This is a genomic window from Streptomyces sp. NPDC101237, assembly GCF_044767465.1.
Taxonomy (GTDB): Bacteria; Actinomycetota; Actinomycetes; order Streptomycetales; family Streptomycetaceae; genus Streptomyces; species Streptomyces gramineus.
The window spans coordinates 8,214-33,291 of sequence record NZ_JBIWNY010000025.1 but is presented as its reverse complement, the minus strand read 5'-3'; the positions used below and the strand labels follow the sequence as shown (position 1 = coordinate 33,291).

General features: G+C 73.7%; 21 protein-coding genes. 9 read left to right on the top strand and 12 right to left on the bottom strand.

Going from position 1 to position 25,078, the window contains the following annotated elements:
• The first annotated feature begins 51 nt into the window (after positions 1–51).
• Entirely contained in the window at positions 52–705 is a 654-nt protein-coding gene (locus ACIRQ9_RS30955) for a Crp/Fnr family transcriptional regulator (RefSeq protein ID WP_404180768.1), read from the top strand.
• Between the two features lie 365 nt (positions 706–1,070).
• Here ACIRQ9_RS30955 and ACIRQ9_RS30950 read toward each other — a convergent pair whose 3' ends face one another.
• From ACIRQ9_RS30950 to ACIRQ9_RS30930, 5 genes are all read right to left on the bottom strand, one after another.
• Positions 1,071–2,216, bottom strand: coding sequence for an XdhC family protein (locus ACIRQ9_RS30950; RefSeq protein WP_404180765.1), 1,146 nt, complete (start codon positions 2,214–2,216; stop codon positions 1,071–1,073).
• A gap of 55 nt (positions 2,217–2,271) precedes the next feature.
• A complete protein-coding gene (locus ACIRQ9_RS30945) occupies positions 2,272–3,729 on the bottom strand; it encodes an NCS2 family permease (RefSeq protein ID WP_404180762.1) in 1,458 nt (485 codons plus the stop codon).
• 146 nt (positions 3,730–3,875) lie between these two features.
• On the bottom strand, positions 3,876–6,275 hold the full coding sequence (locus ACIRQ9_RS30940) for a xanthine dehydrogenase family protein molybdopterin-binding subunit (RefSeq protein WP_404180760.1): 2,400 nt from the start codon (positions 6,273–6,275) through the stop codon (positions 3,876–3,878).
• A 5-nt stretch (positions 6,276–6,280) separates the two neighbouring features.
• Positions 6,281–6,841 carry a (2Fe-2S)-binding protein gene (locus ACIRQ9_RS30935; protein WP_404180757.1) on the bottom strand — a complete coding sequence of 187 codons (561 nt, stop codon included), beginning with the start codon at positions 6,839–6,841 and terminating at the stop codon, positions 6,281–6,283.
• Positions 6,841–7,731: an FAD binding domain-containing protein gene (locus ACIRQ9_RS30930; protein ID WP_404180754.1), complete on the bottom strand. Its 891-nt coding sequence runs from the start codon at positions 7,729–7,731 to the stop codon at positions 6,841–6,843. Before ACIRQ9_RS30930 ends, ACIRQ9_RS30935 begins: the two co-directional genes overlap by 1 nt.
• Positions 7,732–8,083: 352 nt before the next feature.
• Between ACIRQ9_RS30930 and ACIRQ9_RS30925 the strand changes: the two genes are divergently transcribed.
• Together ACIRQ9_RS30925 and ACIRQ9_RS30920 are read left to right on the top strand one after the other, a co-directional pair.
• Complete coding sequence (locus ACIRQ9_RS30925) at positions 8,084–9,757, top strand: PucR family transcriptional regulator (RefSeq protein WP_404181002.1); 1,674 nt, start codon at positions 8,084–8,086, stop codon at positions 9,755–9,757.
• Positions 9,758–9,925: 168 nt separating this feature from the next.
• On the top strand, positions 9,926–10,693 hold the full coding sequence (locus tag ACIRQ9_RS30920; protein ID WP_404180751.1) for a hypothetical protein: 768 nt from the start codon (positions 9,926–9,928) through the stop codon (positions 10,691–10,693).
• A 273-nt stretch (positions 10,694–10,966) separates the two neighbouring features.
• Here the strand turns inward: ACIRQ9_RS30920 and ACIRQ9_RS30915 are convergent, their stop codons facing one another.
• Positions 10,967–11,734, bottom strand: a complete 768-nt coding sequence (locus tag ACIRQ9_RS30915) for a GntR family transcriptional regulator (protein ID WP_404180748.1) — start codon at positions 11,732–11,734, stop codon at positions 10,967–10,969.
• Between the two features lie 163 nt (positions 11,735–11,897).
• Here ACIRQ9_RS30915 and ACIRQ9_RS30910 point away from each other — a divergent pair, with 163 nt between their 5' ends.
• Both ACIRQ9_RS30910 and ACIRQ9_RS30905 read left to right on the top strand, forming a co-directional pair.
• Positions 11,898–12,722, top strand: a complete 825-nt coding sequence (locus ACIRQ9_RS30910; protein WP_404180745.1) for a (2Fe-2S)-binding protein — start codon at positions 11,898–11,900, stop codon at positions 12,720–12,722.
• A 316-nt stretch (positions 12,723–13,038) separates the two neighbouring features.
• Positions 13,039–14,076, top strand: a complete 1,038-nt coding sequence (locus ACIRQ9_RS30905; protein ID WP_404180742.1) for a DUF2637 domain-containing protein — start codon at positions 13,039–13,041, stop codon at positions 14,074–14,076.
• Between the two features lie 81 nt (positions 14,077–14,157).
• On the opposite strand, the gene ACIRQ9_RS30900 is transcribed toward ACIRQ9_RS30905, so the two are convergent.
• The 3 genes from ACIRQ9_RS30900 to ACIRQ9_RS30890 form a co-directional block, all read right to left on the bottom strand.
• Positions 14,158–14,637 (bottom strand): ATP-binding protein, encoded by a 480-nt coding sequence (locus ACIRQ9_RS30900; protein WP_404180739.1) that lies wholly within the window; start codon positions 14,635–14,637, stop codon positions 14,158–14,160.
• A gap of 276 nt (positions 14,638–14,913) precedes the next feature.
• Positions 14,914–15,378 (bottom strand): hypothetical protein, encoded by a 465-nt coding sequence (locus ACIRQ9_RS30895; RefSeq protein ID WP_404180736.1) that lies wholly within the window; start codon positions 15,376–15,378, stop codon positions 14,914–14,916.
• A gap of 164 nt (positions 15,379–15,542) precedes the next feature.
• The gene (locus ACIRQ9_RS30890) at positions 15,543–16,178 is read right to left on the bottom strand and encodes a hypothetical protein (protein ID WP_404180733.1); all 636 of its coding nucleotides are present in this window, start codon (positions 16,176–16,178) and stop codon (positions 15,543–15,545) included.
• Positions 16,179–16,388: 210 nt separating this feature from the next.
• Here ACIRQ9_RS30890 and ACIRQ9_RS30885 point away from each other — a divergent pair, with 210 nt between their 5' ends.
• Entirely contained in the window at positions 16,389–17,720 is a 1,332-nt protein-coding gene (locus tag ACIRQ9_RS30885) for a helix-turn-helix domain-containing protein (RefSeq protein ID WP_404180730.1), read from the top strand.
• A 16-nt stretch (positions 17,721–17,736) separates the two neighbouring features.
• Here ACIRQ9_RS30885 and ACIRQ9_RS30880 read toward each other — a convergent pair whose 3' ends face one another.
• Both ACIRQ9_RS30880 and ACIRQ9_RS30875 read right to left on the bottom strand, forming a co-directional pair.
• Positions 17,737–19,479, bottom strand: coding sequence for a pyruvate dehydrogenase (locus ACIRQ9_RS30880; RefSeq protein ID WP_404180727.1), 1,743 nt, complete (start codon positions 19,477–19,479; stop codon positions 17,737–17,739).
• A 60-nt stretch (positions 19,480–19,539) separates the two neighbouring features.
• Positions 19,540–20,688 (bottom strand): protein phosphatase 2C domain-containing protein, encoded by a 1,149-nt coding sequence (locus tag ACIRQ9_RS30875; protein WP_404180724.1) that lies wholly within the window; start codon positions 20,686–20,688, stop codon positions 19,540–19,542.
• A 571-nt stretch (positions 20,689–21,259) separates the two neighbouring features.
• On the opposite strand from ACIRQ9_RS30875, the gene ACIRQ9_RS30870 reads away from it, so the two are divergent.
• From ACIRQ9_RS30870 to ACIRQ9_RS30860, 3 genes are all read left to right on the top strand, one after another.
• Positions 21,260–21,535, top strand: coding sequence for a hypothetical protein (locus tag ACIRQ9_RS30870; protein WP_404180721.1), 276 nt, complete (start codon positions 21,260–21,262; stop codon positions 21,533–21,535).
• A gap of 531 nt (positions 21,536–22,066) precedes the next feature.
• Positions 22,067–23,047, top strand: a complete 981-nt coding sequence (locus tag ACIRQ9_RS30865) for a helix-turn-helix domain-containing protein (RefSeq protein ID WP_404180718.1) — start codon at positions 22,067–22,069, stop codon at positions 23,045–23,047.
• A 21-nt stretch (positions 23,048–23,068) separates the two neighbouring features.
• The gene (locus ACIRQ9_RS30860; protein WP_404180715.1) at positions 23,069–23,554 is read left to right on the top strand and encodes a DUF456 domain-containing protein; all 486 of its coding nucleotides are present in this window, start codon (positions 23,069–23,071) and stop codon (positions 23,552–23,554) included.
• Between the two features lie 4 nt (positions 23,555–23,558).
• Here ACIRQ9_RS30860 and ACIRQ9_RS30855 read toward each other — a convergent pair whose 3' ends face one another.
• Complete coding sequence (locus tag ACIRQ9_RS30855; protein WP_404180712.1) at positions 23,559–24,740, bottom strand: SGNH/GDSL hydrolase family protein; 1,182 nt, start codon at positions 24,738–24,740, stop codon at positions 23,559–23,561.
• Positions 24,741–25,078 lie beyond the last annotated feature (338 nt).

Below are 25,078 nucleotides of genomic sequence, written 5' to 3'. Positions count from 1 at the left end.
CCTCCGGTGCCGAACGGTCACCGTGCGTCGACGCGGCCGGGAGGCTCGGAGGTGGCGTTCTTCTCGCCCGGGGAAGTCGAGTCGCTGCGGCAGGCGGGGCACGCCCGCGCCTGGGTCCGCGGCGAGGTGCTGATGCGGGAGGGCGAACGGGCGGACTTCGTCGTGCTGCTGACGGCCGGTCTGGTGAAGGCCACCGTCGACTCGGCCAACGGCTACACCAGCCTGCTCGCCCTGCGCGGACCCGGTGAACTGCTCGGCGAACTCGCCTGCGTCGACGGCGGCCCGCGGGGCGCGACGGTCACCGCGATGCGCCGCTCGGAGGGGGTGGTGGTCGCCGCGGGCGCCTTCCTGCGGCTCCTGGAGCGGGAGCCGGGGCTGTCCCTGTCCGTGCTGCGCAGTGTCGTGGGCCGGCTGCGGGACTCCGACGGGCTGCGCGCCGAACAGGGCGCCCGCACCACCCGGGCCCGGGTCGCCGCGCTGCTGGTGAAGCTCGCGGTGGAGTACGGCTCGGCCGTGCCCGAGCCCCTGCCGGGCGCCGTCTCGGTCCAGATCAATCAGCGTGAACTGGCGTCCGCCGCCGGGGCGTCGAGGGAGTCGGTGGTGCGCTGCCTGCGGGCGATGCAGCGGGAGGGGCTGGTGGCCACCGGGCGGGGCCGCACCGTCGTCCTCGATCTGGCGGGGTTGCGGCGCTGGGCCGAGGAGTGAGCGGGCCGCGGCCGTGCACCGCGCGCGCACCGGGGCCCGGCTCCCGTGCGCGCGCACCGGGGCCCGGCTCCCGCGCCGAACGCGTCATCTGACGCTGTACGGCGTCAGGGAAGGCGCTTCCATCGTCCCCTGGCGCCCGGACCGGCGAGACGATCGGGGGAACGGGCCGGGCGCTCCGCCGCCGCGGGGTGAGCCGGCGGTCTCGTCCGGACCGGCGCCGGGTCCGGTGCTCCGGCCGGCGCCGGGAGGCACGAGGCCGTCGGCCGGGGGGAGTTCGGCCCGCGGGGGGGGCGGCAGGGCTGCGCCGGACCGCGTCTCCGGCTCGTCCGGCCGGCCGGCGAGGCCGCCGGCCCGCCGGCGGCGGGTCAGGCCACCGAGCCGATCCGGCGTGCCGGTGCCGGGTCGTGGTGGATCGGGGTGTGGGCGCCGGTCAGGGACAGGCCCCGGCCGCCGCGGCGGTCGGCGACGACCTCGGCCGCGATCGACAGGGCGGTCTCCTCGGGGGTACGGGCGCCGAGGTCCAGGCCGATCGGGGACCTGAGGCGGGCCAGTTCCCGCTCGGTGACGCCGACCTCGCGCAGCCGCCGGGCGCGGTCCAGGTGGGTGCGGCGGGAGCCCATCGCGCCGACGTAGGCGACCGGCAGCCGCAGGGCGAGCCGGAGCAGCGGGATGTCGAACTTGGCGTCGTGGGTGAGGACGCACAGGACGGTCCTGCCGTCCACCCGCGTCCGCTCCAGGTAGACGTGCGGCCACTCGACGACGATCTCGTCGGCGTCCGGGAATCGGGCGCCGGTGGCGAAGACGGGCCGCGCGTCGCACACCGTCACGTGGTAGCCGAGGAACTTGCCGACGCGGACCAGCGCCGACGCGAAGTCGATGGCGCCGAAGACGATCATCCGGGGCGGCGGCACGGACGACTCCACCAGGACCGTGAGCGGTGCTCCGCAGCGCGAGCCCTGCTCTCCGATCTCCAGGGTGCCGGTGCGGCCCGCGTCCAGGAAGGCCCCGGCCTCGGCGGCCACGGTCCGGTCCAGCTCGGGGTGGGCGCCGAAGCCGCCCCGGTGGTGGCCGTCGGCGTCCACCGACAGGGCACGGCCGAGGAGTTCGGCCGGGCCGCCGACGATCCGCGCGACGGCCACCGCCTCCCCGCGCGCGGCGGCGGCCAGCGCGGCCCGCAGCACCGGCCGGGCGGGATCGGCCGCCCGGACCGGGGTGACGAGGATGTCGATGACGCCGCCACAGGTCAGGCCGACGGCGAAGGCGTCCTCGTCGCTGTAGCCGAAGCGCTCCAGGACGGTGTCGCCGTCCTCCAGCGCCTGGCGGCACAGGTCGTACACGGCGCCCTCCACGCACCCGCCGGAGACCGAGCCCACGGCGGTGCCGTCGGCGTCCACCGCGAGGGCGGCGCCGGGCTGGCGCGGGGCGCTGCCGCCGACCGCCACCACCGTGGCCACGGCGAAGTCACGGCCGTCCGCGACCCACCGGTCGAGCTCCTCGGCGATGTCCAGCATGTCTCGGTCTCCTTACACGACGGCGGTGGTGCAGAGGGTCTTGGTGCGCGGCGGGCTAGTGGACGCCGAGCCAGCTCTCGATGGGATGGAGGGCGAAGTAGACCAGGAAGATCACGGTCAGGCCCCACATGAAGGCCCCGATCTCCCGGGACCTGCCCTGGGCCGCCTTGATGGCGGTGTAGGAGATGACACCGGCGGCCACACCCGTGGTGATGGTGTAGGTGAAGGGCATCAGGACGACCGTCAGGAACACCGGGATGGCGGTGGCGCGGTCGGCCCAGTCCACGTGCCGGGCGTTCATCAGCATCATCGCGCCGATGACCACCAGGGCGGCCGAGGCGACCTCCTGCGGGACGATCGCGGTGAGCGGGGTGAAGAAGAGACAGGCCGCGAAGAACAGGCCGGTGACCACCGAGGCGAGTCCGGTGCGGGCGCCCTCGCCGACACCGGTCGCCGATTCGACGAACACGGTCTGCCCGGAGCCGCCGGCCACGCCTCCGATCGCGCCGCCCGCTCCGTCGATGAACAGCGCCTTGGACAGGCCCGGCATCCGGCCCTTGTCGTCGGCGAGCTTCGCCTCCGTGCCGACGCCGATGATGGTGGCCATCGCGTCGAAGAACCCGGCGAGCACCAGCGTGAAGACGATCATCGCGACCGTCATCGCGCCGACCTTGCCCCAGCCGCCGAACTCGACGTGCCCGAAGAGCGAGAAGTCCGGCATGGAGACGGCGGAGCCGTGCAGTTCGGGAGCGCCGTTGGCCCACTGCTCGGGGTCGATGACACCCAGGCCGTTGAGGACGGCGGCCACGACGGTGCCGCTGACGATGCCGATCAGGAGGGCGCCGGGGACGTTCCGGGCCTGCAGCATGAAGATCAGCAGCAGGGTGCCGGCGAAGAGCAGCACCGGCCAGCCGGTGAGTTCGCCGGCCGGGCCGAGGCTGAGCGGGGTGGCCTTGCCCTGGTGCACGAACCCGGACTTGTACAGGCCGATGAGGGCGATGAACAGGCCGATGCCCATGGTGATGCCGTGCTTGAGCGCGAGCGGGATCGCGTTCATGATCATCTCACGCAGGCCGGTGACGACCAGCAGCATGATGACCACGCCGTAGAGCACGCACATGCCCATCGCCTGCGGCCAGGTCATCTGCGGGGCGACCTGCGAGGAGAGCACGCCGGAGACGGACAGGCCGGCGGCGAGGGCGAGCGGCACCTTGCCGACGGAGCCCATCAGGAGCGTGGTGAAGGCCGCCGCGAACGCGGTCGCGGTGATCAGCGCCTTCTGGCCGAGGGCGTCGCCCGCCACGTCCTTGCCGGACAGGATCAGCGGGTTGAGCAGGAGGATGTACGCCATCGCCATGAAGGTGGTGACACCGCCGCGGACCTCGCGCGCGACGGTGGATCCTCTCCCGGAGATGTGGAAGTACCGGTCGAGCCAGGACCGTCCGGCCGGGACGCGGGTTCCCTCACCCGCGTCGTCGGCGACGGTCTCCGGCTCCAGTGACTGCTGGGTCATATGGGCCTACTCCCAAGGTTCATAGGGGCACCCGCGGCATGCCGGTGGCGATGAGCGGGATTTGGGGAGTGCCCGACCCGGGGGACGGCCCGAGACGAACAGTTGACGGCCCTGGGGGACCCGGTCCCCCAGGACGGCTCACCGGATCAGGACCCCGAGGGGCCGGTGCCGGTGAGGTGTTCCGGACGGACCGGCGTGCGGTTCAGCTCCAGACCCGTCGCGTTCCGGATCGCCGCGAGGACGGCCGGTGTCGACGACAGGGTCGGGGCTTCGCCGATGCCACGGAGCCCGTAGGGGGCGTGGTCGTCGGCGAGTTCGAGGACGTCGACCGGGATGGTCGGCGTGTCGAGGATGGTCGGGATGAGGTAGTCCGTGAAGGACGGGTTCCTGACCTTCGCGGTCTTCGGGTCGACGATGATCTCCTCCATCACCGCGACGCCGAGGCCCTGGGTCGTGCCGCCCTGGATCTGGCCGACGACCGAGAGCGGGTTGAGCGCCTTGCCGACGTCCTGGGCGCAGGCCAGCTCGACGACCTTGACCAGGCCCAGCTCCGTGTCGACCTCGACGACCGCGCGGTGCGCGGCGAAGCTGTACTGGACATGGCCGTTGCCCTGGCCGGTGCGAAGGTCGAAGGGCACGGTCGGCCGGTGGCGCCATTCCGCCTCGATCTCGACCACGTCGTCGCCGAGCACGTCGGCCAGAGCGGCGAGCACCTCGCCGCCGTCGGTGACGACCTTGCCGCCCTCCAGGAGCAGTTCGGCGGTGGCCCAGGCCGGGTGGTACGTGCCGAACTTGCGGCGGCCGAGCTCCAGCACCTTCTCGCGGACGAGTTCGCAGGAGTTCTTGACCGCTCCGCCGGTGACGTACGTCTGGCGCGAGGCCGAGGTCGAACCGGCGCTGCCCACCTGGGTGTCGGCCGGGTGGATGGTGACCTGGGTGACGCCCAGCTCGGTACGGGCGATCTGCGCGTGGACGGTGACCCCGCCCTGGCCGACCTCCGCCATCGCGGTGTGCACGGTGGCGACCGGCTCACCGGCGACGGCCTCGACGCGGACCTTGGCGGTCGAGTAGTCGTCGAAGCCCTCGGAGAAGCCGACGTTCTTGATGCCGACCGCGTAGCCGACCCCGCGGACGACGCCCTCGCCGTGCGTGGTGTTGGACAGGCCGCCGGGCAGCTGCCGTACGTCCGCCGCGGTGCCGGCCGACAGCCACTGCTGCTCGGGCGGCAGCGGCATCGCCTTGACCCTGCGCAGGAGTTCGGCGACCGGGGCCGGGGAGTCGACGGGCTGTCCCGTGGGCAGCAGGGTGCCCTGTTCCATGGCGTTCAGCTTCCTGAACTCCACCGGGTCCATGCCCAGTCGGGCCGCCACCTTGTCCATCTGCGCCTCGTAGGCGAAGCACGCCTGGACCGCGCCGAAGCCGCGCATCGCGCCGCAGGGCGGGTTGTTGGTGTAGAGGGCGATGGCCTCGACCTGGACGTCGTCGACGGCGTAGGGACCGATGCCGAGCGAGGAGGCGTTGCCGACCACGGCCGGGGAGGCGGACGCATAGGCGCCGCCGTCGAGCACGATCCGGCACTTCACGTGCGTCAGCTTGCCCTCGCGGGTGGCGCCGTGCTCGTAGTAGAGGCGGGCCGGGTGGCGGTGGACGTGCCCGAAGAAGGACTCGAACCGGTTGTAGACGATCTTGACCGGTTTGCCGGTGCGCAGCGCCAGCAGGCAGGCGTGGATCTGCATCGACAGGTCCTCGCGGCCGCCGAAGGCGCCACCGACGCCGGACAGCGTCATCCGCACCTTGTCCTCGGGCAGGCCGAGGACCGGGGCGATCTGGCGCAGGTCGGAGTGGAGCCACTGGGTGGCGATGTAGAGGTGGACGCCGCCGTCCTCCTCGGGCACCGCGAGGCCGGACTCGGGGCCGAGGAAGGCCTGGTCCTGCATGCCGAAGTAGTACTCGCCCTTGACGATGACGTCGGCCCTCTTGGCGGCCTCGTCGGCGTCGCCGCGGATGATCGGCTGGCGGTGCACGATGTTCGGGTGCGGGACGTGGCCGATGTGGTGGTCGTCGCGGTTCTCGTGGATGTGGACGGCGTCCGGGGCGGTCGCGGAGGCCTCGTCGGTGATGACGGGCAGCTCGCGGTACTCGACCTTGATCTTGGCCGCGGCGCGACGGGCGGTCTCCGGGTGGTCGGCGGCCACGATCGCGACCGGCTCGCCGTGGTGGCGGACCCGGCCGTGCGCGAGGACCGGGGTGTCCTGGATCTCCAGGCCGTAGTTCTTCACCTCGGTGGGCAGGTCGTCGTAGGTCATGACCGCGTAGACGCCGGGCTGGGCGAGCGCCTCACTGGTGTCGATCGAGACGATCTCGGCGTGCGCGACCGTGGAGCGCAGGATCTGGCCCCAGAGCATGTCCTCGTGCCACATGTCCGAGGAGTACGCGAACTCGCCGGTGACCTTGAGGGTGCCGTCGGGGCGGAGCGTGGACTCGCCGACGCCGCCCCTGGTCCGGGAGCCCTGGGTGATCTTGGTGGGAGTGCCGATGGTGGGCATGGGGCTCAGACCGCCTCTCCCTGCCGGGCGGCCGCGAGGCGGACCGCGTCCATGATCTTCTCGTAGCCGGTGCAGCGGCACAGGTTGCCCGACAGCGCCTCGCGGATGTCCGCGTCGCTCGGGTTCGGGTTGTGCTCCAGCATCTCGTCGGCGGCGACCAGCAGCCCCGGGGTGCAGAAGCCGCACTGGACGGCGCCGGCGTCGATGAACGCCTGCTGGATCGGGGAGAGTTCGGTGCCCTCGCCGGTCCGGGAGTCGGCGGCGGGCCTGGCCTGCCCGCGCTTCGCCTCGTCGAGCGCCGTGCCGCGGGAGCGGTCCTTGGCGTAGTCGGCGAGACCCTCGACGGTGACCACCTCGCGGTCCTGCGCCTGACCGGCCGCGACCAGACAGGAGCAGACCGGCACGCCGTCCAGCCGAACGGTGCAGGAGCCGCACTCGCCCTGCTCGCAGGCGTTCTTGGAGCCTGGCAGGCCGAGGCGCTCCCGCAGGACGTACAGCAGGGACTCGCCCTCCCAGACGTCGTCGGCTTCCTGGGGGCGTCCGTTGACAGTGAAGTTGACGCGCATCAGGCGGCTCCCTCCGTGAGGCGGCGGGCGCCGCGGTACGACTCCCAGGTCCAGGTGAGCGTCCGGCGGGCCATCACACCGACCGCGTGACGGCGGTAGCTCGCGGTGCCCCGGACGTCGTCGATCGGGTTGCAGGCGGCGGCGCACAGGTCCGCGAACTGCTGGGCGACCGACGGGGTGATGATCTTTCCGTTGTCCCAGAAGCCGCCCTCGTCGAGCGCCGCGTTCAGGAAGTCCTCGGCGGTCCTCGCGCGCACCGGGGTCGGGGCGGCGGAACCGATGCCGGTACGGACCGTGCGGGTCTCCGGGTGGAGGGCCAGCCCGAACGCGCAGACGGCGATGACCATGGCGTTGCGGGTGCCGACCTTGGAGTACTGCTGGGGGCCGTCGGCCTTCTTCACGTGCACCGCGCGGATCAGCTCGTCCGGCGCCAGGGCGTTGCGCTTGACGCCGGTGTAGAAGTCGTCGACGGGGATGAGCCGGGTGCCGCGCACCGAGACGGCCTCGACCTCGGCGCCGGCCGCGAGCAGCGCGGGGTGGGCGTCGCCGGCCGGGGAGGCGGTGCCGAGGTTGCCGCCGACGCCGCCGCGGTTGCGGATCTGCGGGGAGGCCACGGTGTGCGAGGCGAGGGCCAGGCCCGGCAGCTCGGTGCGCAGGTTCTCCATGATCCGGGTGTACGGGACGGAGGCGCCGAGCCGTACGCTCTCCTCGCCGGCCTCCCATTCGTAGAGTTCGCCGATGCGGTTGAGATCGAGGAGGTACTCGGGCCGGCGGTGGTCGAAGTTGATCTCGACCATCACATCGGTGCCACCCGCGATCGGCACTGCGGTGGGGTGCTCGGCCTTCGCGGCGAGCGCCTCCTCCCAGCTGGCGGGGCGAAGGAAGTCCATGACCGGCTCTCTTCTCCGTCTCGTGAGTCTCGTGAGTCGTGCGGATTGAGCCAATCCGTGTGCGGCGGGCCCGGCTCGTTCATGTCCTGTTAACGCGGAATGACGTCAGTACACCGCCCCGTACTCCACCGGGGTCAGTCACCGAAACCATGAAGGAGTTGGCTGGCCAGCACAGGCATCTTGTAGATTCGTATGAACGGAGGTCATCAGTAACCTCCCGGCTTTCCTGTGGAAACGCTGGAAACGCCCAGGCACCTCGTGATCGCGGCCCGTGACCTCGCACGCCGGGCGCCTCAGCCATGACACTGCACGATTCATCGTAGATTTCGAGACACAGAACGGCGGCGACGAGATGCGGCTGCGCGCACTGCTGGACACCGATGCGCTGGGCCTGCGGCTGCTCGGCGGCGAGGACGAGCTGGACCGCACCGTGCGCGGGGTGATGACCACCGACCTGCGCGACCCCAGCCGCTACCTCTCCGGCGGCGAGCTGGTGCTGACGGGCCTGGCCTGGCGCCGGGACGCCGGGGACACCGAGCCGTTCGTACGACTCCTGGCGCAGGCCGGGGTGGCCGCGCTCGCGGCCGGCGAGGCCGAGCTCGGGGACATCCCGGACGACCTGGTGGCGGCCTGCGTCCGGCACCGCCTGCCGCTCTTCGCGGTGCACGAGTCGGTGGCGTTCGCGACGATCACCGAGCACGTCGTACGGCAGGTCAGCGGCGAGCGGGCCGGGGACCTGGCGGCCGTCGTCGAACGGCACCGCCGGATGATGACCTCGGGCCCGGCCGGCGGCGGCCCGGACGTCGTCCTCGACCTGCTCGGCTCCGACCTCGACCTGCGGGCCTGGGTGCTCTCCCCGACCGGCCGCCTGATCGCGGGCTCCAAGGTGTCCGGGCCCGCGCTGCCGGGCGACGCCTGCGCCCGGCTGGCCGCCGAGCACCTGGCCGCCGTCCGCACCGGCCGCCGGGGCCCGCACCGGGTGCTCCTGGACGGCTCCACGTTCTCGCTCTTCCCGGTCCGCAGCAGCGGCCGGTCCGCGCAGGGCGCCCGGGACGTGCGCGAGACCGTGCTGTCGGACTGGCTGCTGGCCGTCGAGGCGGACGCGAGCGACTGGCAGGACGAGCGCCTCGACCTGCTCCAGGGCGTCACGCAGCTGATCGCCGTCGAGCGCGACCGCCGCGACGCGGCCCGCACGGTGCGGCGCCGGCTGGCCCAGGAGGTGCTGGAGCTGGTCCAGACGGGCGCGGCCCCGGCCGAGATCGCCGCACGTCTGCGGGTGGCCGCGCCGGTCCTGCTGCCGGGCCTCGGCGCGGCCCCGCACTGGCAGGTGGTTGTGGCCCGGGTGGAATGGGACGGCGGCGAGGTCGAGGGCGGCCCGGTCGCGCAGTCCCTGCTGGAGGAGATCCTGGTCGACCCGCAGGCCACCGGGCCTGAACCCTCCGACCGGATAGCGGTGGCCCACACCGGCGACGAGGCGATCGCCCTGGTTCCGCTCCCCGCGGTCACCGCCGAGCACGACGGCTCGGAGTCCGGCATGCACGCCGACGCGCTTCTGAAGGCCGTGCGCGGCCCGCTGTCCGCGGGCCTGAACGACGACGGCCGGATCACCCTCGGCGTCAGTGCGGCCGTGCACTCGGCGGAGGGGCTGCGCGGCGCCCTGGAGGAGGCCCGGCACGCCCGCCGGGTGGCCGCCGCCCGTCCCGGCCGGGTCTGCGCGGCCGGCCACCAGGAACTGGCCTCGCACGTCCTGCTGCTCCCCTTCGTCCCCGACGACGTCCGCCGCGCCTTCACCGCCCGTCTGCTGGATCCGCTGCGGGACTACGACCGCAGGCACCGCGCCGAGCTGATCCCGACCCTGGAGGCGTTCCTCGACTGCGACGGCTCCTGGACCCGCTGCGCGACCCGTCTCCACCTGCACGTCAACACGCTGCGCTATCGCGTGGGGAGGATCGAGCAGTTGACGGGCCGGGACCTGTCGCGACTGGAGGACAAGCTCGATTTCTTCTTGGCGTTGCGGATGAGCTGAGGTCACCCGGACACGCGGCGGACTCACGCCGAGTGCCGCCGGCGTCCCACGACTTTGTGAAATTATTCACCCACCCTCTTGGCCCCGCGCGGCGATCAGTGCTGGAATGCGGCCACCACTTCACAGCTCGACGGCGTGCTAGGGGAGGGCAACGTGGCGTACTCCGCCATGTCTGGGAACGGGACGACCGCTGGTGACGATCCGCTCCAGACCGCGGTGTGGCGGCTGCGCTCGCGGGCCTGCTGGGCCGACGCGGCGGCACTGCTGCCGACGGACACGCCCACGTACACCCTGCAACGGGCGGGGCTGATGGTCGAGCGGTGCCTCTACACCGAGGGCGGCTGGAGCGAGGCGGAGGACGCGCTGCGCACGGCGGAGGCGGCGGCCCGCACCGACGAGGAACGCGGCGCGGCGGCCTGCGAACGCGGCCAACTCGCCTACGCGGCCACGCTGCACGGGGTGCGGGACCGGGCCGACGAGGCGCGGGCCGCGCTCGGCAGGGCGGCGGCGCTGATTCCGCCGGGGGCGCCGGGGCGGGCCCTGCTCGACTTCCGCCGGGGCCTGCTGGCGGAGAACCTGACCCGCTCCCCGCAGGCGGCACGGGCGGCCTACCGGCGGGCCCACGCCGCCGCCACCGCCCACGCGGATCCGCTGCTGCTCTCCTTCACCTGGCGTCATCTGGCCGGACTTGCCCTGCGGGAAGGGGAGTTGGCGGAGGCCCGGCACGGGTTCGCGGAGTCGCTGCGGATCAGGGAGGAGTTGGGCTATCTGGTGGGGACGGCACCGGCGCTCGCGTCCCTGGCCGACACGGAGTCCGAGCCGGAGGCGTCGCGGCTGCGGGAGGAGGCGGGCCGCCTCTTCCGCCTCCTGGGCGGCGTCCCCACCTGGCTGGCCCACCAACTGACCCCACCCACCCCAGGAACAGCAACGGCGTAGCACGATCCCCGCGCCACCGTCGTGGTTCCCCGCGCCCCTGGGGGCGCGGGGAACCGCGCGACCAACCACAACCCACCCGCACCCGCCGGACAGCGACCGCCCCCACGACCTAAGGGGCGCGGGGAACTGCGCGAGAAACCACAACGCGCCCGCACCCGACGAACAGCGACCGCCCCCACGACCTAAGGGGCGCGGGGAACTGCGCGAGGAACCACGACGCGCCCGCACCCGGCGGACAGCGCGAACCCCCGCGGCGGCCCGCCGCGTCCCGGCTCAGCGCACGGCGCCGAAGTGCCCGCCCACCAGCCGCCGCACCACGTCCAACTCCCCCGCGATCAACGCGTCCAGCAACGCCGCATGCTCACCCGCGTCCGCCACCAGATCCGCCCGCCCCCCGTGCAACGGAACCGCCCGCCGCTGCAGGTCCTCGGCGATCTGCACCAACTGCTCGTTGCCCGCGAGGGCGAGCACCGCACGATGGAAGGCACGGTCGGCCTCCGCGTAGGTCGCCCCGCACCCCAGCGCCGCCGCCCGCACCGTCTCCTCGGCCAGCGGCCGCAACGCAGCCCACCGCTCGGCCGGCACGCTGCGCGCCAGCCGCATCACCACCGGGACCTCTATCAGCGCCCGCACCTCGGCCAGTTCGGCGAGTTCCCGCGCGCCGCGCCGGACGATCCGGAACCCGCGGTTGGGCACGACCTCGACCGCGCCTTCGAGCGCCAGCTGCTGCATCGCCTCGCGCACGGGCGTCGCGGAGACCCCGAACCGCTCCCCCAGAGCCGGCGCCGAGTACACCTCGCCGGGCGTCAGCTCCCCGCCCGCGAGCGCCGTGCGCAGCGCGTCCAGGATCTGCCCGCGCACGGACGCCCGCTGCACGGCGGGCCTGGCCCCGGGGATCGGCCGTTCGCCGTGCGTGTGCTCGCCGCGTGCGGCCGGCGCGCCCGCGAGAGGACCGCCCGTCTCCCGGACCGGCTCCCCGGACCGCGCCTGCGCCGGCACCCTGGCCGTCTCGGCCGGAGCCGGGTGCGCGCGACGGTTCACGGGTCCTCCTCCGACTCGTCGGGACTTGGGTCATTAACGGTGGGTTGTCACCCGTCCGTCAAGCACCTTAGGCGCCCCGGGCGATAGTTCAAATTTCCGAATGAGTGGGTAAGGTAAGGCTTACTTATCCAGCAGTCGGCCCGCACCCGATCGGTGGTAGCCCATGACCTCGCCCGTCTCCGCCGCCTACACCCGTCTGACCGAGGTCTGCCCGGACCTCGCGATCACGGTGCTGGGCCGGGACGAGCCGGCCCCCCGGGGCGGCGGCTGGGTCGGCGCCGACGAGCTGGCGGCGGGCGGGACCGGCCTGGACACCTTCCTGGCGTGGGACGAGGACCAGATCCTGCGGGACTACGGGCAGCCGGGACGCCCGGACGTGGTGGCCGGCTTCGGCCTGCACCGCTACACCTGGGCCGCCTGCCTCCTGATCACCCTCCCCTGGTTCCTGGACCGCCGGGTCCCGCGGCTGCCCGTGGCGGACGTCTCCTACGACCGCGTCGCCGGCCGCATGGCGGTCCGCGCCGGCTCCTTCGCCTGCCTGCCGGACGACCCGGCGGCGGCGCTGCCCGGCGCGGTCGTCGTCCCGGGCGAGGAGGCGCTGCGGGCCGAGGTGCGGGCGGCCGTCGCCGAGCACCTGGAGCCGGTCCTCGGCGCCTTCGGACCGCGGATGCGGCGGCGCGGGCGCGCGCTGTGGGGCATGGCCACCGACGAGATCGTCGAAGGGCTCTGGTACGTCGCGGGACTGCTGGACGACGAGGAGCGTGCCGTACGGGAACTGGAGCGGCTGCTGCCGGGCGCCACCAAGCCGTACGCCGGGTCCGCCGCCTTCCGGGTGCTGACGGGCCCGGCCGGCGAACCGCTGCCGACCCGGGACCGGGCGAGCTGCTGCATGTACTACACGCTGCGCCCCGAGGACACCTGCGTCACCTGCCCGCGCACCTGCGACGACGAGCGGATCGCCAAACTCACCGCGGTCGCCGCGGCCTGAGGCTCCCTCAGCACCTCCCCCGGCACACGGCACCCGCCGGGATCCTCTAAGATCATCGCGGGCGGGACGCCCCCTGCGCGGACAGGGAATTCACAACTTCCTCACTTGCCGCAGGAACTTTCCGTGGAACCACTCGTATGGGTACTCTTACTCGAACTCAACTCCCGCCCCTCACGCGGCAGTTCGAGCAGAATGCCGCCCTGGGGCAACCCTTGCACTTCCTTGGCGGTCTCTTGCCCCGAAACCCCCTGAGGGCCAGTGGGATTGGGCCACTATGACGGGCGATACGCCCTATCCCAATGCAAGGGACCCCTAGATGAGACTGACCGACATATCGCTGAACTGGCTGCTTCCGGGCGCCGTACTGCTCCTGGGCATACTGGTCGCGGTGGCGGTGCTGACGCGGTCCAAGCGGTCCGGCGGGGAGCACGCGAAGGACGACTCGTGGGAGCGCAACGAAGAGCGGCGCAGGCGTAAGGAAGCCATATACGCCACGGCTTCCTATGTGCTTCTGTTCTGCTGTGCGGCGGTCGCGGCCGCCCTCTCCTTCCACGGACTGGTCGGCTTCGGCCAGCAGAACCTCAATCTGTCCGGCGGCTGGGAGTACCTGGTGCCGTTCGGCCTGGACGGTGCGGCGATGTTCTGCTCCGTCCTCGCGGTCCGCGAGGCCAGCCACGGCGACGCGGCGCTCGGCTCCCGGATCCTGGTGTGGACCTTCGCGGGCGCGTCCGCCTGGTTCAACTGGGTGCACGCGCCGCGGGGCGGCGGCCACGACGGTGCGCCGCAGTTCTTCTCCGGCATGTCGCTCTCCGCTGCCGTTCTCTTCGACCGCGCGCTGAAGCAGACCCGCCGGGCCGCTCTGCGCGAGCAGGGTCTGGTGCCGCGCCCGCTGCCGCAGATCCGCATAGTGCGCTGGCTGCGCGCGCCCGTCGAGACCTACCGGGCCTGGTCGCTGATGCTCCTGGAGGGTGTCCGCAGCCTGGACGAGGCGGTCGAGGAGGTGCGCGACGACAAGCGCCAGAAGGAGGAGAACCGGCTGCGCCGCCGCGAGCAGAGCCGGCTGGAGAAGGCTCAGCTGAAGGCGATAAGCCGGGGCCACCGCGGCTTCGTGGGACGCCCCGGCCGCCAGGAGGAGATGCATCAGGTCGAGCGTGGGCCCTCCCAGCCCGCTGCGGAGCCTGCCATATCGGCGCCGGAGCAGCTGCCCGTACGCCAGCGGCCCTCCCTCCAGCCAGTCCGCAAAGGGTCTGACCCGATCACGGTCGACCTGACCGCGGAGGACGACACCATGGCGCTGCCGCGCCTCGACTCCCTTGAGCGCAAGCTCAAGGACCTGGAGCAGCAGTTCGGCTGACCGGCTGCTGCCGGACGGCACCATCGGGACGGGGGCGTGACCTTCAGGGTCATGCCCCCGTCCCGTTGCGCCGCGCCACCGTCAGGCGGCGTCGGCGTCCAGTTCGAACCACACCGACTTGCCCACCTCGTGCGGCTGGACGCCCCAGGAGTCCGCGAGGGAGTCGACCAGCACCATGCCCCGGCCGTGGGTGCCGTCGCCGGTGTCCGGGGCGCACACCCGGGGCCGCCGGCCCACGAAGTCCCGTACCTCCACGCGCAGCTGGCTCGGTCCCACGACGGCGATCAGGACGGCCTCGTGGTCGGTGTGGACGAGCGCGTTGGTGACGAGTTCGCTGGTGAGCAGCTCCGCGATCTCCGAGCGGCCCGGTTTCCCCCAGTGCCGCAGCAGCTCCCGCAGTTCCCTGCGCGCCTCGGGCACCGCCCGCAGGTCCGACCGTCCCAGTCGGCGCCTGAGCCGTGCCGGATCTCCCCGTTCCGTCGAGCCGGTCTCTTCCCCCGCCGTCCTCGCCGAGGAGGCCCCGATGGCAACGGGACCGCCCCCTCGTGCCTGACTGTTCATGACCCCCGCCCGCGCGCTGTTGCCGGTTCCCCTCCTGATCGAACACGTTCACGGGGATCCATGCCCGTTCGGGCACGGGCCAGTCATGTCACGCCGATGACGACCGGGTGTTCGGCCATGTCCTGAACCGGCCCCGGCCCGTACGTCGTCTCCCGGACCGTCCCGTACGCGCCAACGGTGCCGCGGACCCGGCGTGAAACAGCCCCTGGCCGAACGGCCCGGCTGTTTCACGCGGTTCCCGGCACCGCCGAACCTGGCCGAAAGCGACCCTTCCGCCTACTTGCTCCCGAGGCCCTTGGTGCCGATGTGAATGATCTTGTGGGTGTTCCGGGTCATGTCGACGTGCAGCTTCGTCGTCACGTTCCGGCTCCAGGTGAGGGTGACGACGGCCTCGGTGCGGTTCTTCGCCGTGCCGGCCTCGGTGACCTTCCACCGCAGCGGGGTGTTCTGGGCCTGGAGCACCCCGTTGGCGTGCTCCCGCTCCTCCCAGGCCGCCAGCACCTTCGCGTAGGCCGGGTCGAGGTAGTAGGCGCGCAGCGCGGTGGGCAGGCCGCCGCTTCCGTCCGGGTCGCTGACGGCGTCGATGTAGGAGCCGTAGAAGTCGGCGATCCGGGTGAGGTTGTCCGACGGGTCGCCGGCGACGCTGCGCGCGGAGCCGGCCGACGCCTGGGCGGTGACGCCGAGCCCGAGGGCCACGGCGAGGACGCCGGCGGTGAGGGCGGTGCGGGTCTTGGTGCTCATGTCTGATTCCCCGTTTTCTGCGATGTCTGCGGTGACTGTGGTGTCTGTGGTGTCTGTGGTGTCTGTGGTGTCTGTGCTGTTCACGGTGGCTGTCGAAGGCGGATGGCCGATGTGGGGCGGGGCCGTCCTCCCCTCCCCCGGACGGGAGGACGGCCCGCGGTCCCTCAGTGGAGCTTGCCGACGGCCGTGACGGTCGTCCTCTTGAACGCCTTCACGGGTGCGTCCTGGAAGCCGCCCATCTGCCCCCAGTCCACGACCGTCATGGTGTTGCCCTCCCGTCCGAGCGAGAGCAGCCGGATGTCACTGGCGCCCCAGGAGGTCTCCGTGTGGATGGCGTACACGTGGGCGCCGTCGCCGACGGGCAGGTCGCCGTGGTCCTGGAACGCGGCCCGGGTCTCCGGGTCCTCCATCTCCATCCGGTCCGCGCAGGACACGATGTCCTCGTCCAGCTTCCTGACCCGGCTCTTCGCCGCGTCGGCGCTGGGCAGTCGCACGCTGACCTGACGCGCACGGGTGTCGAGGTCGGTCCGGAACTCCCGGTACCAGGTGTTCTGGCCGCCGCCGAGGACGACGCCGAGGCAGAGGTCCTGCTGGACCCCCTCTGGGACGCCGGCGGTGACCTTGCCCGCCGTCCAGGGCGAACTCGGGTGCGGCGGCAGGTCGGCCGCCGCGAGGAAGCCCGGCGGCTTCGGGGCGGCCGCCGTGGGGGCGGCCGCCGCCGGGACGGCGAGCGAGGCGCCCGCGGCCAGTGCGACGCCGATGATCATGGTGAGCGTGCCTGCTCGGGTGCGCTTGGGCATGGCTGGTCCCCCGTCGGGTCGGTTCATGGGTGTGGGACGCCGCTGACGGCGCCGGCTGGTCGGTCCGGCCCTGGTCGGTGCGGCACCAGAAGCATCGGCCGCCGCCCCCGCCGACCGCAACGCCCGGAGCCCGTTCCGCCGGCCTGGAACCATCCCAGCCCCGTTGACGTGCAGGTATATGAGTGCCTGGGACAGGGACGACCGGGAGAGGTGCCCGTGCGCGAGGACGTCGAGGAGTTCGCGGCGCTGCTGCGGCAGTTGAAGGACCGCACGGACCGGAGCTACGGCTCGCTGGCCCGCCGCCTCAACATGAACACCTCTACCCTGCACCGCTACTGCGCGGGCGAGGCGGTGCCGCTGGACTTCGCCCCGGTCGAACGCCTGGCCGCGTTCTGCGGTGCGGCTCCCGAGGAGCGGCTCGAACTCCACGAACGCTGGTTACGGGCGGTGGCGGCACGGCAGCGGCCGCGGACCGCCGGGGAGACCGCGCCCCGCGAGGCGGAACCCGCGTCTCCCGCGGAGCGGGCGGAGCCGGAGCCCGGCGGGCCGCCCGAGAAGGAGGGGGACCGGGAGGAGACCCCGCCGGACTCCGGTGCGGCGGCCCGTCCGTGGTACCGGCGCCGCCGGATCCTGGTGGGCTCGGCCGCGGCCGTCGTCCTGCTGGTGACGCTGGGCAGTCTGGTCGCCCCGTCCGACCGCCGCTCGCCCGGCGGCGCCTCGGCGCGCCCGCCCGTCTCCTCCCCGACGACCGCCGCCGGGGACGCCCGCCGCGCCGGCGGCGCCGTGTCCGCCGGCCCGTCCCCCGACACCACCGCCTCCCCCGGCCGCCGTTCACCGTCCGCCGCGCCCCACGGCTCGAAGCAGGCTCCCGCCTCCGCCGCTCCTGGCAGGTCGACCGCCGCCGCGCCTGCCGGGGTCCCGCTCGCCTGGACGGCCAGTTCGCAGGTCTGGGAGCTGGGCTGCGACCACGACTACATCATCGACAAGCAGCCGTCGCAGGTCCCGCCACCGCCCGTCCCGCAGGACGCGGGCACCTGGGCGGCCACCCAGAACGCGGTGCACGGCCGCGACACCATCGTCCAGATCTCGGTCCAGGGCCGGTCGTCCACGGCCGTCGTCCTGGAGGACCTGCGGGTACGGGTGGTCGGCCGGACCACGCCCGCGCCGGGCATCGCCTACTCGATGGCCGACGGCTGCGGCGGCGGCCTCACCCCGCGCTACTTCGACGTCGACCTGGACAAGGACCGGCCGCTGGCCCGCCCGGTGGCCGGGCAGGGCCCGGACGGGCAGACCGTCTCCACCATGCGGCTGCCCTACCGGGTCTCCGCCACCGACCCGGAGGTGCTCCGCGTCCAGGCGCGCACCGAGGGCTGCGACTGCCGCTGGTACCTGGAGCTGGACTGGTCCTCGCAGGGCCGGTCCGGCACGGTCCGGATCGACGACCACGGCAGGCCGTTCCGCACCAGCTCCGTCAAGGGTCTGCCGGAGTACTGGTACGGGTTCGTGGACGGCGTCCGCCAGTGGGTGCCGGTCGAAGGCTGAGCCCCCAGGACGTGCCCTACGGCCGCGGCACGTTGCGGAGGTTGGAGCGGGCCATCTGGACCATCCGGCCCACCCCGCCGTCCAGCACCATCTTGGACGCGGAGAGCGCGAAGCCGGTGACCATGTCGGCCCTGATCTTCGGCGGGATGGACAGCGCGTTGGGGTCGGTGACGACGTCGACGAGGGCCGGGCCCTTGTGCTTGAAGGCGTCCTTCAGCGCGCCCGCGAGCTGCCTGGGCTTCTCGACCCGCACCCCGTAGGCGCCGCAGGCCTGGGCGACGGCGGCGAAGTCGGGGTTGACGTTGGTGGTGCCGTACGAGGGCAGGCCCGCGACCAGCATCTCCAACTCGACCATGCTGAGAGCCGAGTTGTTGAACAGGACGACCTTCACCGGCAGGTCGTACTGCACGAGGGTGAGGAAGTCGCCCATCAGCATGGCGAAGCCGCCGTCGCCGGACATCGACACGACCTGGCGCCGCCGGTCGGTGAACTGCGCGCCGATCGCCATCGGCAACGCGTTGGCCATGGAGCCGTGCGAGAAGGAACCGATCACCCGGCGGCGGCCGTTGGGCGAGACGTAGCGGGCCGCCCAGACGTTGCACATACCGGTGTCGACCGTGAACACCGCGTCCTCGTCGGCGAGTTCGTCGAGCACGGAGGCCACGTACTCGGGGTGGATCGGGACGTGCTTGTCCACCTTGCGGGTGTAGGCCTTCACCACCCCCTCCAGCGCGTCCGCGTGCTTCTTGAGCATCCGGTCCAGGAACCGCCGGTTCTCCTTGGCCCGCACCCGCGGCACCAGACAGCGCAGCGTCTCGCGCACGTCGCCCCACACGGCGAGGTCGAGGCGGGACCGGCGGCCCAGCACCTCGGGGCGCACGTCGACCTGCACGATCTGCACGTCGTCGGGGAGGAAGGCGTTGTAGGGGAAGTCGGTGCCGAGCAGGATGAGCAGGTCGCACTCGTGGGTGGCCTCGTAGGCGGCGCCGTAGCCGAGCAGTCCGCTCATGCCGACGTCGTACGGGTTGTCGTACTGGATGTGCTCCTTGCCGCGCAGGGCGTGTCCCACCGGGGACTTGATCTTTCCGGCGAGTTCCATGACCTCCGCGTGGGCGCCCGCGGTGCCGCTGCCGCAGAACAGCGTCACCTTGTCCGCCGCGTCGATCATCGCGACCAGCCGGTCGAGGTCCTCGTCACCGGGGCGGACGGTGGGCCGCGAGGTGACGATCGCGCTCTCGGCGGGATGCTCCGGCGCCGGCTCGTCGGCGATGTCGCCCGGCAGGCTCACCACGCTGACGCCGCTGCGGCCGACCGCGTGCTGGATGGCGGTCTGGAGCAGGCGGGGCATCTGCTTGGGGCTGGAGATCAGCTCGCTGTAGTGGCTGCACTCCTGGAACAGGCGGTCGGGGTGGGTCTCCTGGAAGTAGCCGAGGCCGATCTCGCTGGAAGGGATCTGGGAGGCGAGGGCGAGCACCGGGGCCATCGAACGGTGGGCGTCGTAGAGGCCGTTGATGAGGTGCAGGTTGCCGGGGCCGCAGGAGCCGGCGCAGGCCGCCAGCTTCCCGGTGACCTGGGCCTCGGCGCCGGCCGCGAAGGCGGCGGTCTCCTCGTGGCGGACGTGGATCCAGTCGATGGCGGAGTTGCGGCGGACGGCGTCGACCACCGGGTTGAGGCTGTCGCCGACGACGCCGTAGAGGCGGCGGACTCCGGCGCGGACGAGGATGTCGACGAACTGCTCGGCGACGTTCTGCTTGGCCATGGCGGACGGGTGCCCCTTCCCTGTGGGCGGATACCTCTTATCCACGCACAGGGACCGGCGTCACGCCTCCCAGACGACCGCGGCCGTACGGTCGTCGGCGTACCCCTTCACCCGCACCTGGGTGTCGGCGAGGAACGCGGCGAGCCCCGGCGGGGTGCCGCCGGACCAGCGCCGGGCGAGATAGGCGCACAGCGCGGGTTCGCCGCGCAGCGGCTCGGCGAGGCCGGGACTGCACATGACCAGCGCGTCACCCGGGCGGGCTACCGAGGCCCGGAAGAGGAACGGGTCGCGGGGCGGTTCGGGTGCCGGTTCGTAGGGGCTGGGCGGGGTGGGGATGCCGAGGTCCATGGTGAGCCGGTCGCCCTCCGGTGTCTCGGCGGGCGGCGAGCCGTAGCCGACGACGGCCCCGCCGACGGTCTCGGTCCCGGCGTGCGGTTCGATGTCCTGCCACTCGCCGTCCCGGAGCCGGAACAGTCCGCCCTCCCCGACCCCGAAGAAGACCCGGGTACGGCACTGGGGGTGGGCGGGGACCAGCAGGCAGCGCAGGCCGGCCGCGTACTCGTCTTCGGCGACGCCCTGTTCGGCCGCGCTCGCGCGGAGCTTGCCGAGGCTGCGGTCGGTGAGCCGGTGCAGCCCGGACTTGAGGTCGCCGCGCCGGGCTGCCTGGATGTCCTCGGTGAGCCGCCGGTGGCTGCGGCCCACGGCGCGGGCGATCCACGCGCAGACCTCGGCGGCGGCCCGGTGGGCACCGGGGGTGGCGCGGGCGCCGGTGGCCGTCGCGATCAGGAGCAGCGCCTGGTCGCCGGAGCCGAACCGGGCGGTGAGCAGGGCGTCGCGGCGCGGCTCGCCGCGGTACCGGGCGGAGTCGCCGCGCTGCGAGACGGCCCGCAGGGTGGAGGTGCCGTAACGGGCGCCGTCCAGCACGGTGTCGGAGACCAGGGCGTCGAGGGCGTCGGGGTCGGCGGCGGGCAGGGCGGTCGGTTCGGCGTCGTAGGTGGGCGGGCCTGATCCGACGTACTCCACGGAGGAGACCCTGGCGGAGTACGGCGGGAGGGCGGCCAGGTCGGGCCGGGTGGCGGCGTGCACGTTCGCCCAGGCCTCGTCCTCCGGCTCCACGAACTCCGGGTCCTCCTCGTCCCACGGCCAGGGCTTGCGCACGGCGGCGGCGTCCTCGCCCGCGCCCCGCTGCACGGGCACGGCGGGCGGCACGTGCGGTCCCGGCGCCGTCTCCCGCCCGGCCTCCGGAGCCGGGGCCCCGAGCGGCCGCGGCACGACGGGCGGCCCGCCGGCCGCCGGAGGAGCGGCGGGAGGAGCGGCCGGAGGCGGCGGAACGGCGGCGCCCGAAGGACCCGGCGCGACCGAGGGCGAGGCCGAAGACGGCGGAACGGCGGCGACCGAAGGACCCGGCGCGACCGAGGGCGAGGCCGGAGGCGGCGGAACGACGGCGGCCGAGGGCCCAGGCGCGACCGACGGCGAGGCCGGAGGCGGCGGAACGGCGGCGACCGAAGGACCCGGCCCGGCCGAAGGCGAGGCCGAAGACGGCGGAACGGCGGCGGCCGAGGGCCCAGGCGCGACCGACGGCGAGGCCGGAGGTGGCGGAACGGCGGCGGCCGAGGGGCCCGGCGCGGCCGAAGGCGGGGGCGGGCCCGGCTGCGCCGGCGCTCCCTGAGGGCCGGGCGCGGCCGGGCGGTCCGGGGCGTCCGGCGCGTCGGGCGCCCCGGACTGCCTCGGTACCGCCGGCGGTATCCGCGGCGGCCGGGCCGGAGGCGGCGGGACCGCGGTGGCCGAAGGGCCCGGCACGGCCCAAGGCGCGGGCGGGCCCGGCTGGACCGGCACGGTCGGAGAACCGGACGCGGCCGGGCGGTCCGGAGCGTCCGGCGCACCGGACCTCCTGGGCGACGTCGGCGGCGGCTGGTCCGGAACTCCCCGGCGTTCCCGTCCCGTCACCGTGTTCTTCGCCGAGGCGAAGCGGTCGTCCAGGGAATCGGGTGCGGCCGTGGGGCCGGTGTCCTCGGTGGAGTCGTCGTACAACTGCCCCCACCAGTCGTCGTCCTGACGGGCGGGCCTACCCCCTGGCTGGCTCATGCCCCTAATTGTCCACCGCGGAGGCCTGATGAAAACGGGGCATCGGGAAAATCCCGCACACGACCCGGTGTCGAACGCCGTGGCGAGTGACTCCGTGAACGCTCGTGCGAGGAAAGGGAGTCGACGACACGCCGGGGACGGACAGTGCTCGTGACACGTGTGAGTCGCCGGGTGGTCCCACCCCCCACGGGAGAACCACCCGGCGACAGCTGAGTGACCCGGCCCCGGATCCCCTGCGCGTGCGCGCGTCACGGGACCGGGCCACCGTTCGCGCGGCCGGACGCGGGTGACGTCCCGGCCGGAGACCTCATGGTGACGGGCATTCCCGGCGACCAGCTGTGCGCCGCGGATCCGGAACCGGATCCGGGCCCCCTGGGAAGGTGCCGCGGTGACGTGATCTTGGCAGAGTGACCGCCGGTACGGCGATGATGGGCCACGGCGGGTTTGCGCCGTGGCCGGTTCCCGCCACGGCGCCGTAACGGCGAGGGAGGGACGCGAGGCGATGCTGGCAGCGCTCGGGCTGGACCAGCGGGACGAGTCGGCGTACCGGACGCTGGTCTCCGTGGGCGCCGCCGACGTGCCCGATCTGGCGCGGCGGCTGACGCTGGCCGAGCCGGACACCGAACGCGCGCTGCGCCGGCTGGAACGGCACGGGCTCGCCGCCCAGTCCTCGGGCCGGCCGGGCCGCTGGGTGGCGGCGCCGCCCGGGGTGGCGCTGGGCGCGCTGCTCACCCGGCAGCGGCACGAGCTGGAGAAGGCGGAGCTGGCGGCGGCGCTGCTGGCCGAGGAGTACCGGGCGGCTGCCGCCGAGCCCGCGGCGCACGACCTGGTGGAGGTGGTGACCGGCGCCCCGGCCGTCGCGCAGCGCTTCCTCCAGCTCCAGCTGGGCGCGGCCGACGAGGTGTGCGCCCTCGTCACCGGCAACCCGACGGTGGTCTCCGGGGTGGAGAACGAGGCCGAAGAGCAGGCGGTCGGCCGGGGCGTGCGCTACCGGGTGGTGGTGGAGCGCGCGGTGCTCGGCCTGCCGCACGGCATCGCGGAGCTGGCGGCGGCGCTGGGCCGGGGCGAGCGGGTGCGGGTGGTGGACCGGGTCCCGACCAAACTGGTCGTCGCGGACCGCGCCCTGGCGATGGTCCCGCTCACCTCGCAGACATCGGAGCCCGCCGCGGTGGTGGTGCACGCCAGCGGCCTGCTGGAGCTGCTGTCCGAGCTGTTCGAGTCGGTGTGGCGGACCGCGCTGCCGCTGCGCCTCGGGACCTCCGGCGCGATCGAGGAGGCGCCCGACGTGCCCAACGCCACCGACCTGGAGGTGCTGTCGCTGCTGCTGGCCGGGCTGACCGACGCGAGCGTGGCCAAACAGCTCGACCTGGGCCTGCGGACGGTGCAGCGCCGGGTGAGACGGCTGATGGGACTGGCCGGGGTGACGACCCGGCTGCAACTGGGCTGGCACGCCCGCGAACGGGGCTGGGTGGCCCGGGACTGACCCGCACGGCACCCTGGGCAGATGGGAGCAGGGGAACTCCTGCTGGTCGGTCTCGTGCTGGCGCTCGGCCTGTGCGGAGTGCTGGTGCCCGGCGTGCCGGGTTCGTGGCTGGTGTGGGCCGGCGTCCTGTGGTGGGCGCTGTACGACCCGCGCCCGCTGGCGTGGGCGGTCCTGGTCGGCGCCTCGGTCGTCCTGCTGCTCACCCAGGTGGTCCGCTGGGTCCTGCCGCCGCGCCGGCTGCGGGCGAGCGGCGCCACCGCGCGCACGGTCGGGTACGCCGGGGCCGGCGCCCTGCTCGGTTTCGTCCTGCTCCCCGTGGTGGGCGCGATCCCGGGTTTCATGGCCGGGATCTACCTGCACGAACGTCTCCGCCTCGGGCGGCGCGCCGAGGCGGTGGCCGCGCTGCGCGCGACGATGGACGCGGGCGGCTCCAGCGTGCTCGCCGAGCTGTTCGGCTGCCTGGTGGTGACGGCGGGCTGGCTGGCGGCGGTGGTCTCGGGCCGCTGAGGGGTCAGACCAGGTCGGCGAGGTGGACGGCGTCGGCCAGGGCGCGCATGCCCGCGTCGTTGAAGTGCAGATGGTCGCCGGGGTCGTAGCCGGGCCGGATCCGCGTCGGCTGTTCCGGGTCGCGGACGACGGCGTCGAAGTCGGCGTAGGCGTCGAAGACGTGCCGGGTGCGGATCAGCGCGTTGACCTGCTGCCGTACGGCCTCCCTGGCGTCGGTGTAGCCGCTGAACCCCTGGTAGGGCGTGAGCGTGGCGCCCACGACCCGGATCCCGCGGGCGTGGGCGCGGGCCACGATCGTGCGGTACGCCCGCAGGAAGTCGTCGGGGTCGGTGGCCTCGGGGGTGCCCTTGATGTCGTTGATGCCTTCGAGGAGGAACAGGGCCCGCACGCCCGCCCGGCGCAGTCCGTCGGCGTCCAGGCGGTTGAGGGCACCGGGTCCCCCGGTGCTGTCGAGCAGCAGCCGGTTGCCGGAGATCCCGGCGTTGAGGACGCCGGTGCGCGACGGGCGCAGCCGTTCCGCGAGACGGTCGGGCCACCGGTGGTTGGCGCCGAAGCTGGAGCCGTTGCCGTCGGTCAGGGAGTCGCCGAAGGCGACCACGGTGCCGCGGTGCGGACCGCGCACGTCGACCCCGGTGACGTAGTACCAGTTGCCGGTGGTCCCGGTGTACGCGTCGCCGTGCTCGTCGGCGGCCCGGCCGGCACCGGCTCGGGCGAGGTAGCTGGTCTGGAGCGCGACGCGGTGATAGGTGGCGGGGCCGGAGTCGCCCGGGGTCTCGACGGTGACCAGCAGGTCGGCGGCGTCCGGCACGGCGAGCGGCACCGGGTCGCTGACCAGGTCCTGCCCGGCCGGGACGATCGCGGTGCCGGAGCCGTCGAAGGCGGCGGCGCGCATGGATCCCGGTACGGCGTCCGCGCCGGTGCCCCGGCGCAGCGCGACGGTGACCGCGCCGAGCCGCAGCGGTGCGCTGCCCAGCCGGTTGCTGACGTGGATCCGTACCGCGCTGCCGCCGACGCTGAGGTGGACGACGTTGCGGTAGGCGGCGCCGGGTACCGCGGGTGCCGTGCCGGAGGGCGCGGACTCCCAGCTCCCCGCCCACGGCGTGGGGCCGGACGCGGCACCGGCCCGCCCCGTCGTGCCCACCGCGATCAGCAGTGCCGCGCCGAGGATCCGCCCGACCTTGCCCATCCGCACCCGTCCTTCCCTAGATCCACTGGAGGGGAAGGTGGCACACGGAGGGTGAGCGGGGGCGGCAACCCGACCGGGGGACCACCCGGGTGGCGGAGCGCGGCGTCGGAGCGGCGGACTGCCGGAGCGGCGGACTGCCGGGACCGGCGGACTGCCGGAGCGGCGGACTGCCGGGACCGGCGGACTGCCGGAGCGGCGGACTGCCGGGACCGGCGGACTGCCAGAGCGGCGGACTGCCGGGACCGGCGGACTGCCGGGACCGGCGGACTGCCAGAGCGGCGGACTGCCGGGACCGGCGGACTGCCAGAGCGGCGGACTGCCGGGACCGGCGGACTGCC

What these genes read in the sequence shown, in the direction of transcription:
- ACIRQ9_RS30930 (WP_404180754.1), bottom strand. Translation starts at nt 7,731, where the DNA reads ATGGACTTCCTTCGCCCCGCCAGCTGGGAGGAGGCGCTCGCCGCGAAG.
- ACIRQ9_RS30940 (WP_404180760.1), bottom strand. Translation starts at nt 6,275, where the DNA reads ATGCCCACCATCGGCACTCCCACCAAGATCACCCAGGGCTCCCGGACC.
- ACIRQ9_RS30900 (WP_404180739.1), bottom strand. Translation starts at nt 14,637, where the DNA reads ATGAACAGTCAGGCACGAGGGGGCGGTCCCGTTGCCATCGGGGCCTCC.
- ACIRQ9_RS30950 (WP_404180765.1), bottom strand. Translation starts at nt 2,216, where the DNA reads ATGCTGGACATCGCCGAGGAGCTCGACCGGTGGGTCGCGGACGGCCGT.
- ACIRQ9_RS30905 (WP_404180742.1), top strand. Translation starts at nt 13,039, where the DNA reads ATGAGACTGACCGACATATCGCTGAACTGGCTGCTTCCGGGCGCCGTA.
- ACIRQ9_RS30880 (WP_404180727.1), bottom strand. Translation starts at nt 19,479, where the DNA reads ATGGCCAAGCAGAACGTCGCCGAGCAGTTCGTCGACATCCTCGTCCGC.
- ACIRQ9_RS30895 (WP_404180736.1), bottom strand. Translation starts at nt 15,378, where the DNA reads ATGAGCACCAAGACCCGCACCGCCCTCACCGCCGGCGTCCTCGCCGTG.
- ACIRQ9_RS30860 (WP_404180715.1), top strand. Translation starts at nt 23,069, where the DNA reads ATGGGAGCAGGGGAACTCCTGCTGGTCGGTCTCGTGCTGGCGCTCGGC.
- ACIRQ9_RS30890 (WP_404180733.1), bottom strand. Translation starts at nt 16,178, where the DNA reads ATGCCCAAGCGCACCCGAGCAGGCACGCTCACCATGATCATCGGCGTC.
- ACIRQ9_RS30935 (WP_404180757.1), bottom strand. Translation starts at nt 6,841, where the DNA reads ATGCGCGTCAACTTCACTGTCAACGGACGCCCCCAGGAAGCCGACGAC.
- ACIRQ9_RS30910 (WP_404180745.1), top strand. Translation starts at nt 11,898, where the DNA reads ATGACCTCGCCCGTCTCCGCCGCCTACACCCGTCTGACCGAGGTCTGC.
- ACIRQ9_RS30945 (WP_404180762.1), bottom strand. Translation starts at nt 3,729, where the DNA reads ATGACCCAGCAGTCACTGGAGCCGGAGACCGTCGCCGACGACGCGGGT.
- ACIRQ9_RS30920 (WP_404180751.1), top strand. Translation starts at nt 9,926, where the DNA reads ATGTCTGGGAACGGGACGACCGCTGGTGACGATCCGCTCCAGACCGCG.
- ACIRQ9_RS30925 (WP_404181002.1), top strand. Translation starts at nt 8,084, where the DNA reads ATGCGGCTGCGCGCACTGCTGGACACCGATGCGCTGGGCCTGCGGCTG.
- ACIRQ9_RS30865 (WP_404180718.1), top strand. Translation starts at nt 22,067, where the DNA reads ATGCTGGCAGCGCTCGGGCTGGACCAGCGGGACGAGTCGGCGTACCGG.
- ACIRQ9_RS30855 (WP_404180712.1), bottom strand. Translation starts at nt 24,740, where the DNA reads ATGGGCAAGGTCGGGCGGATCCTCGGCGCGGCACTGCTGATCGCGGTG.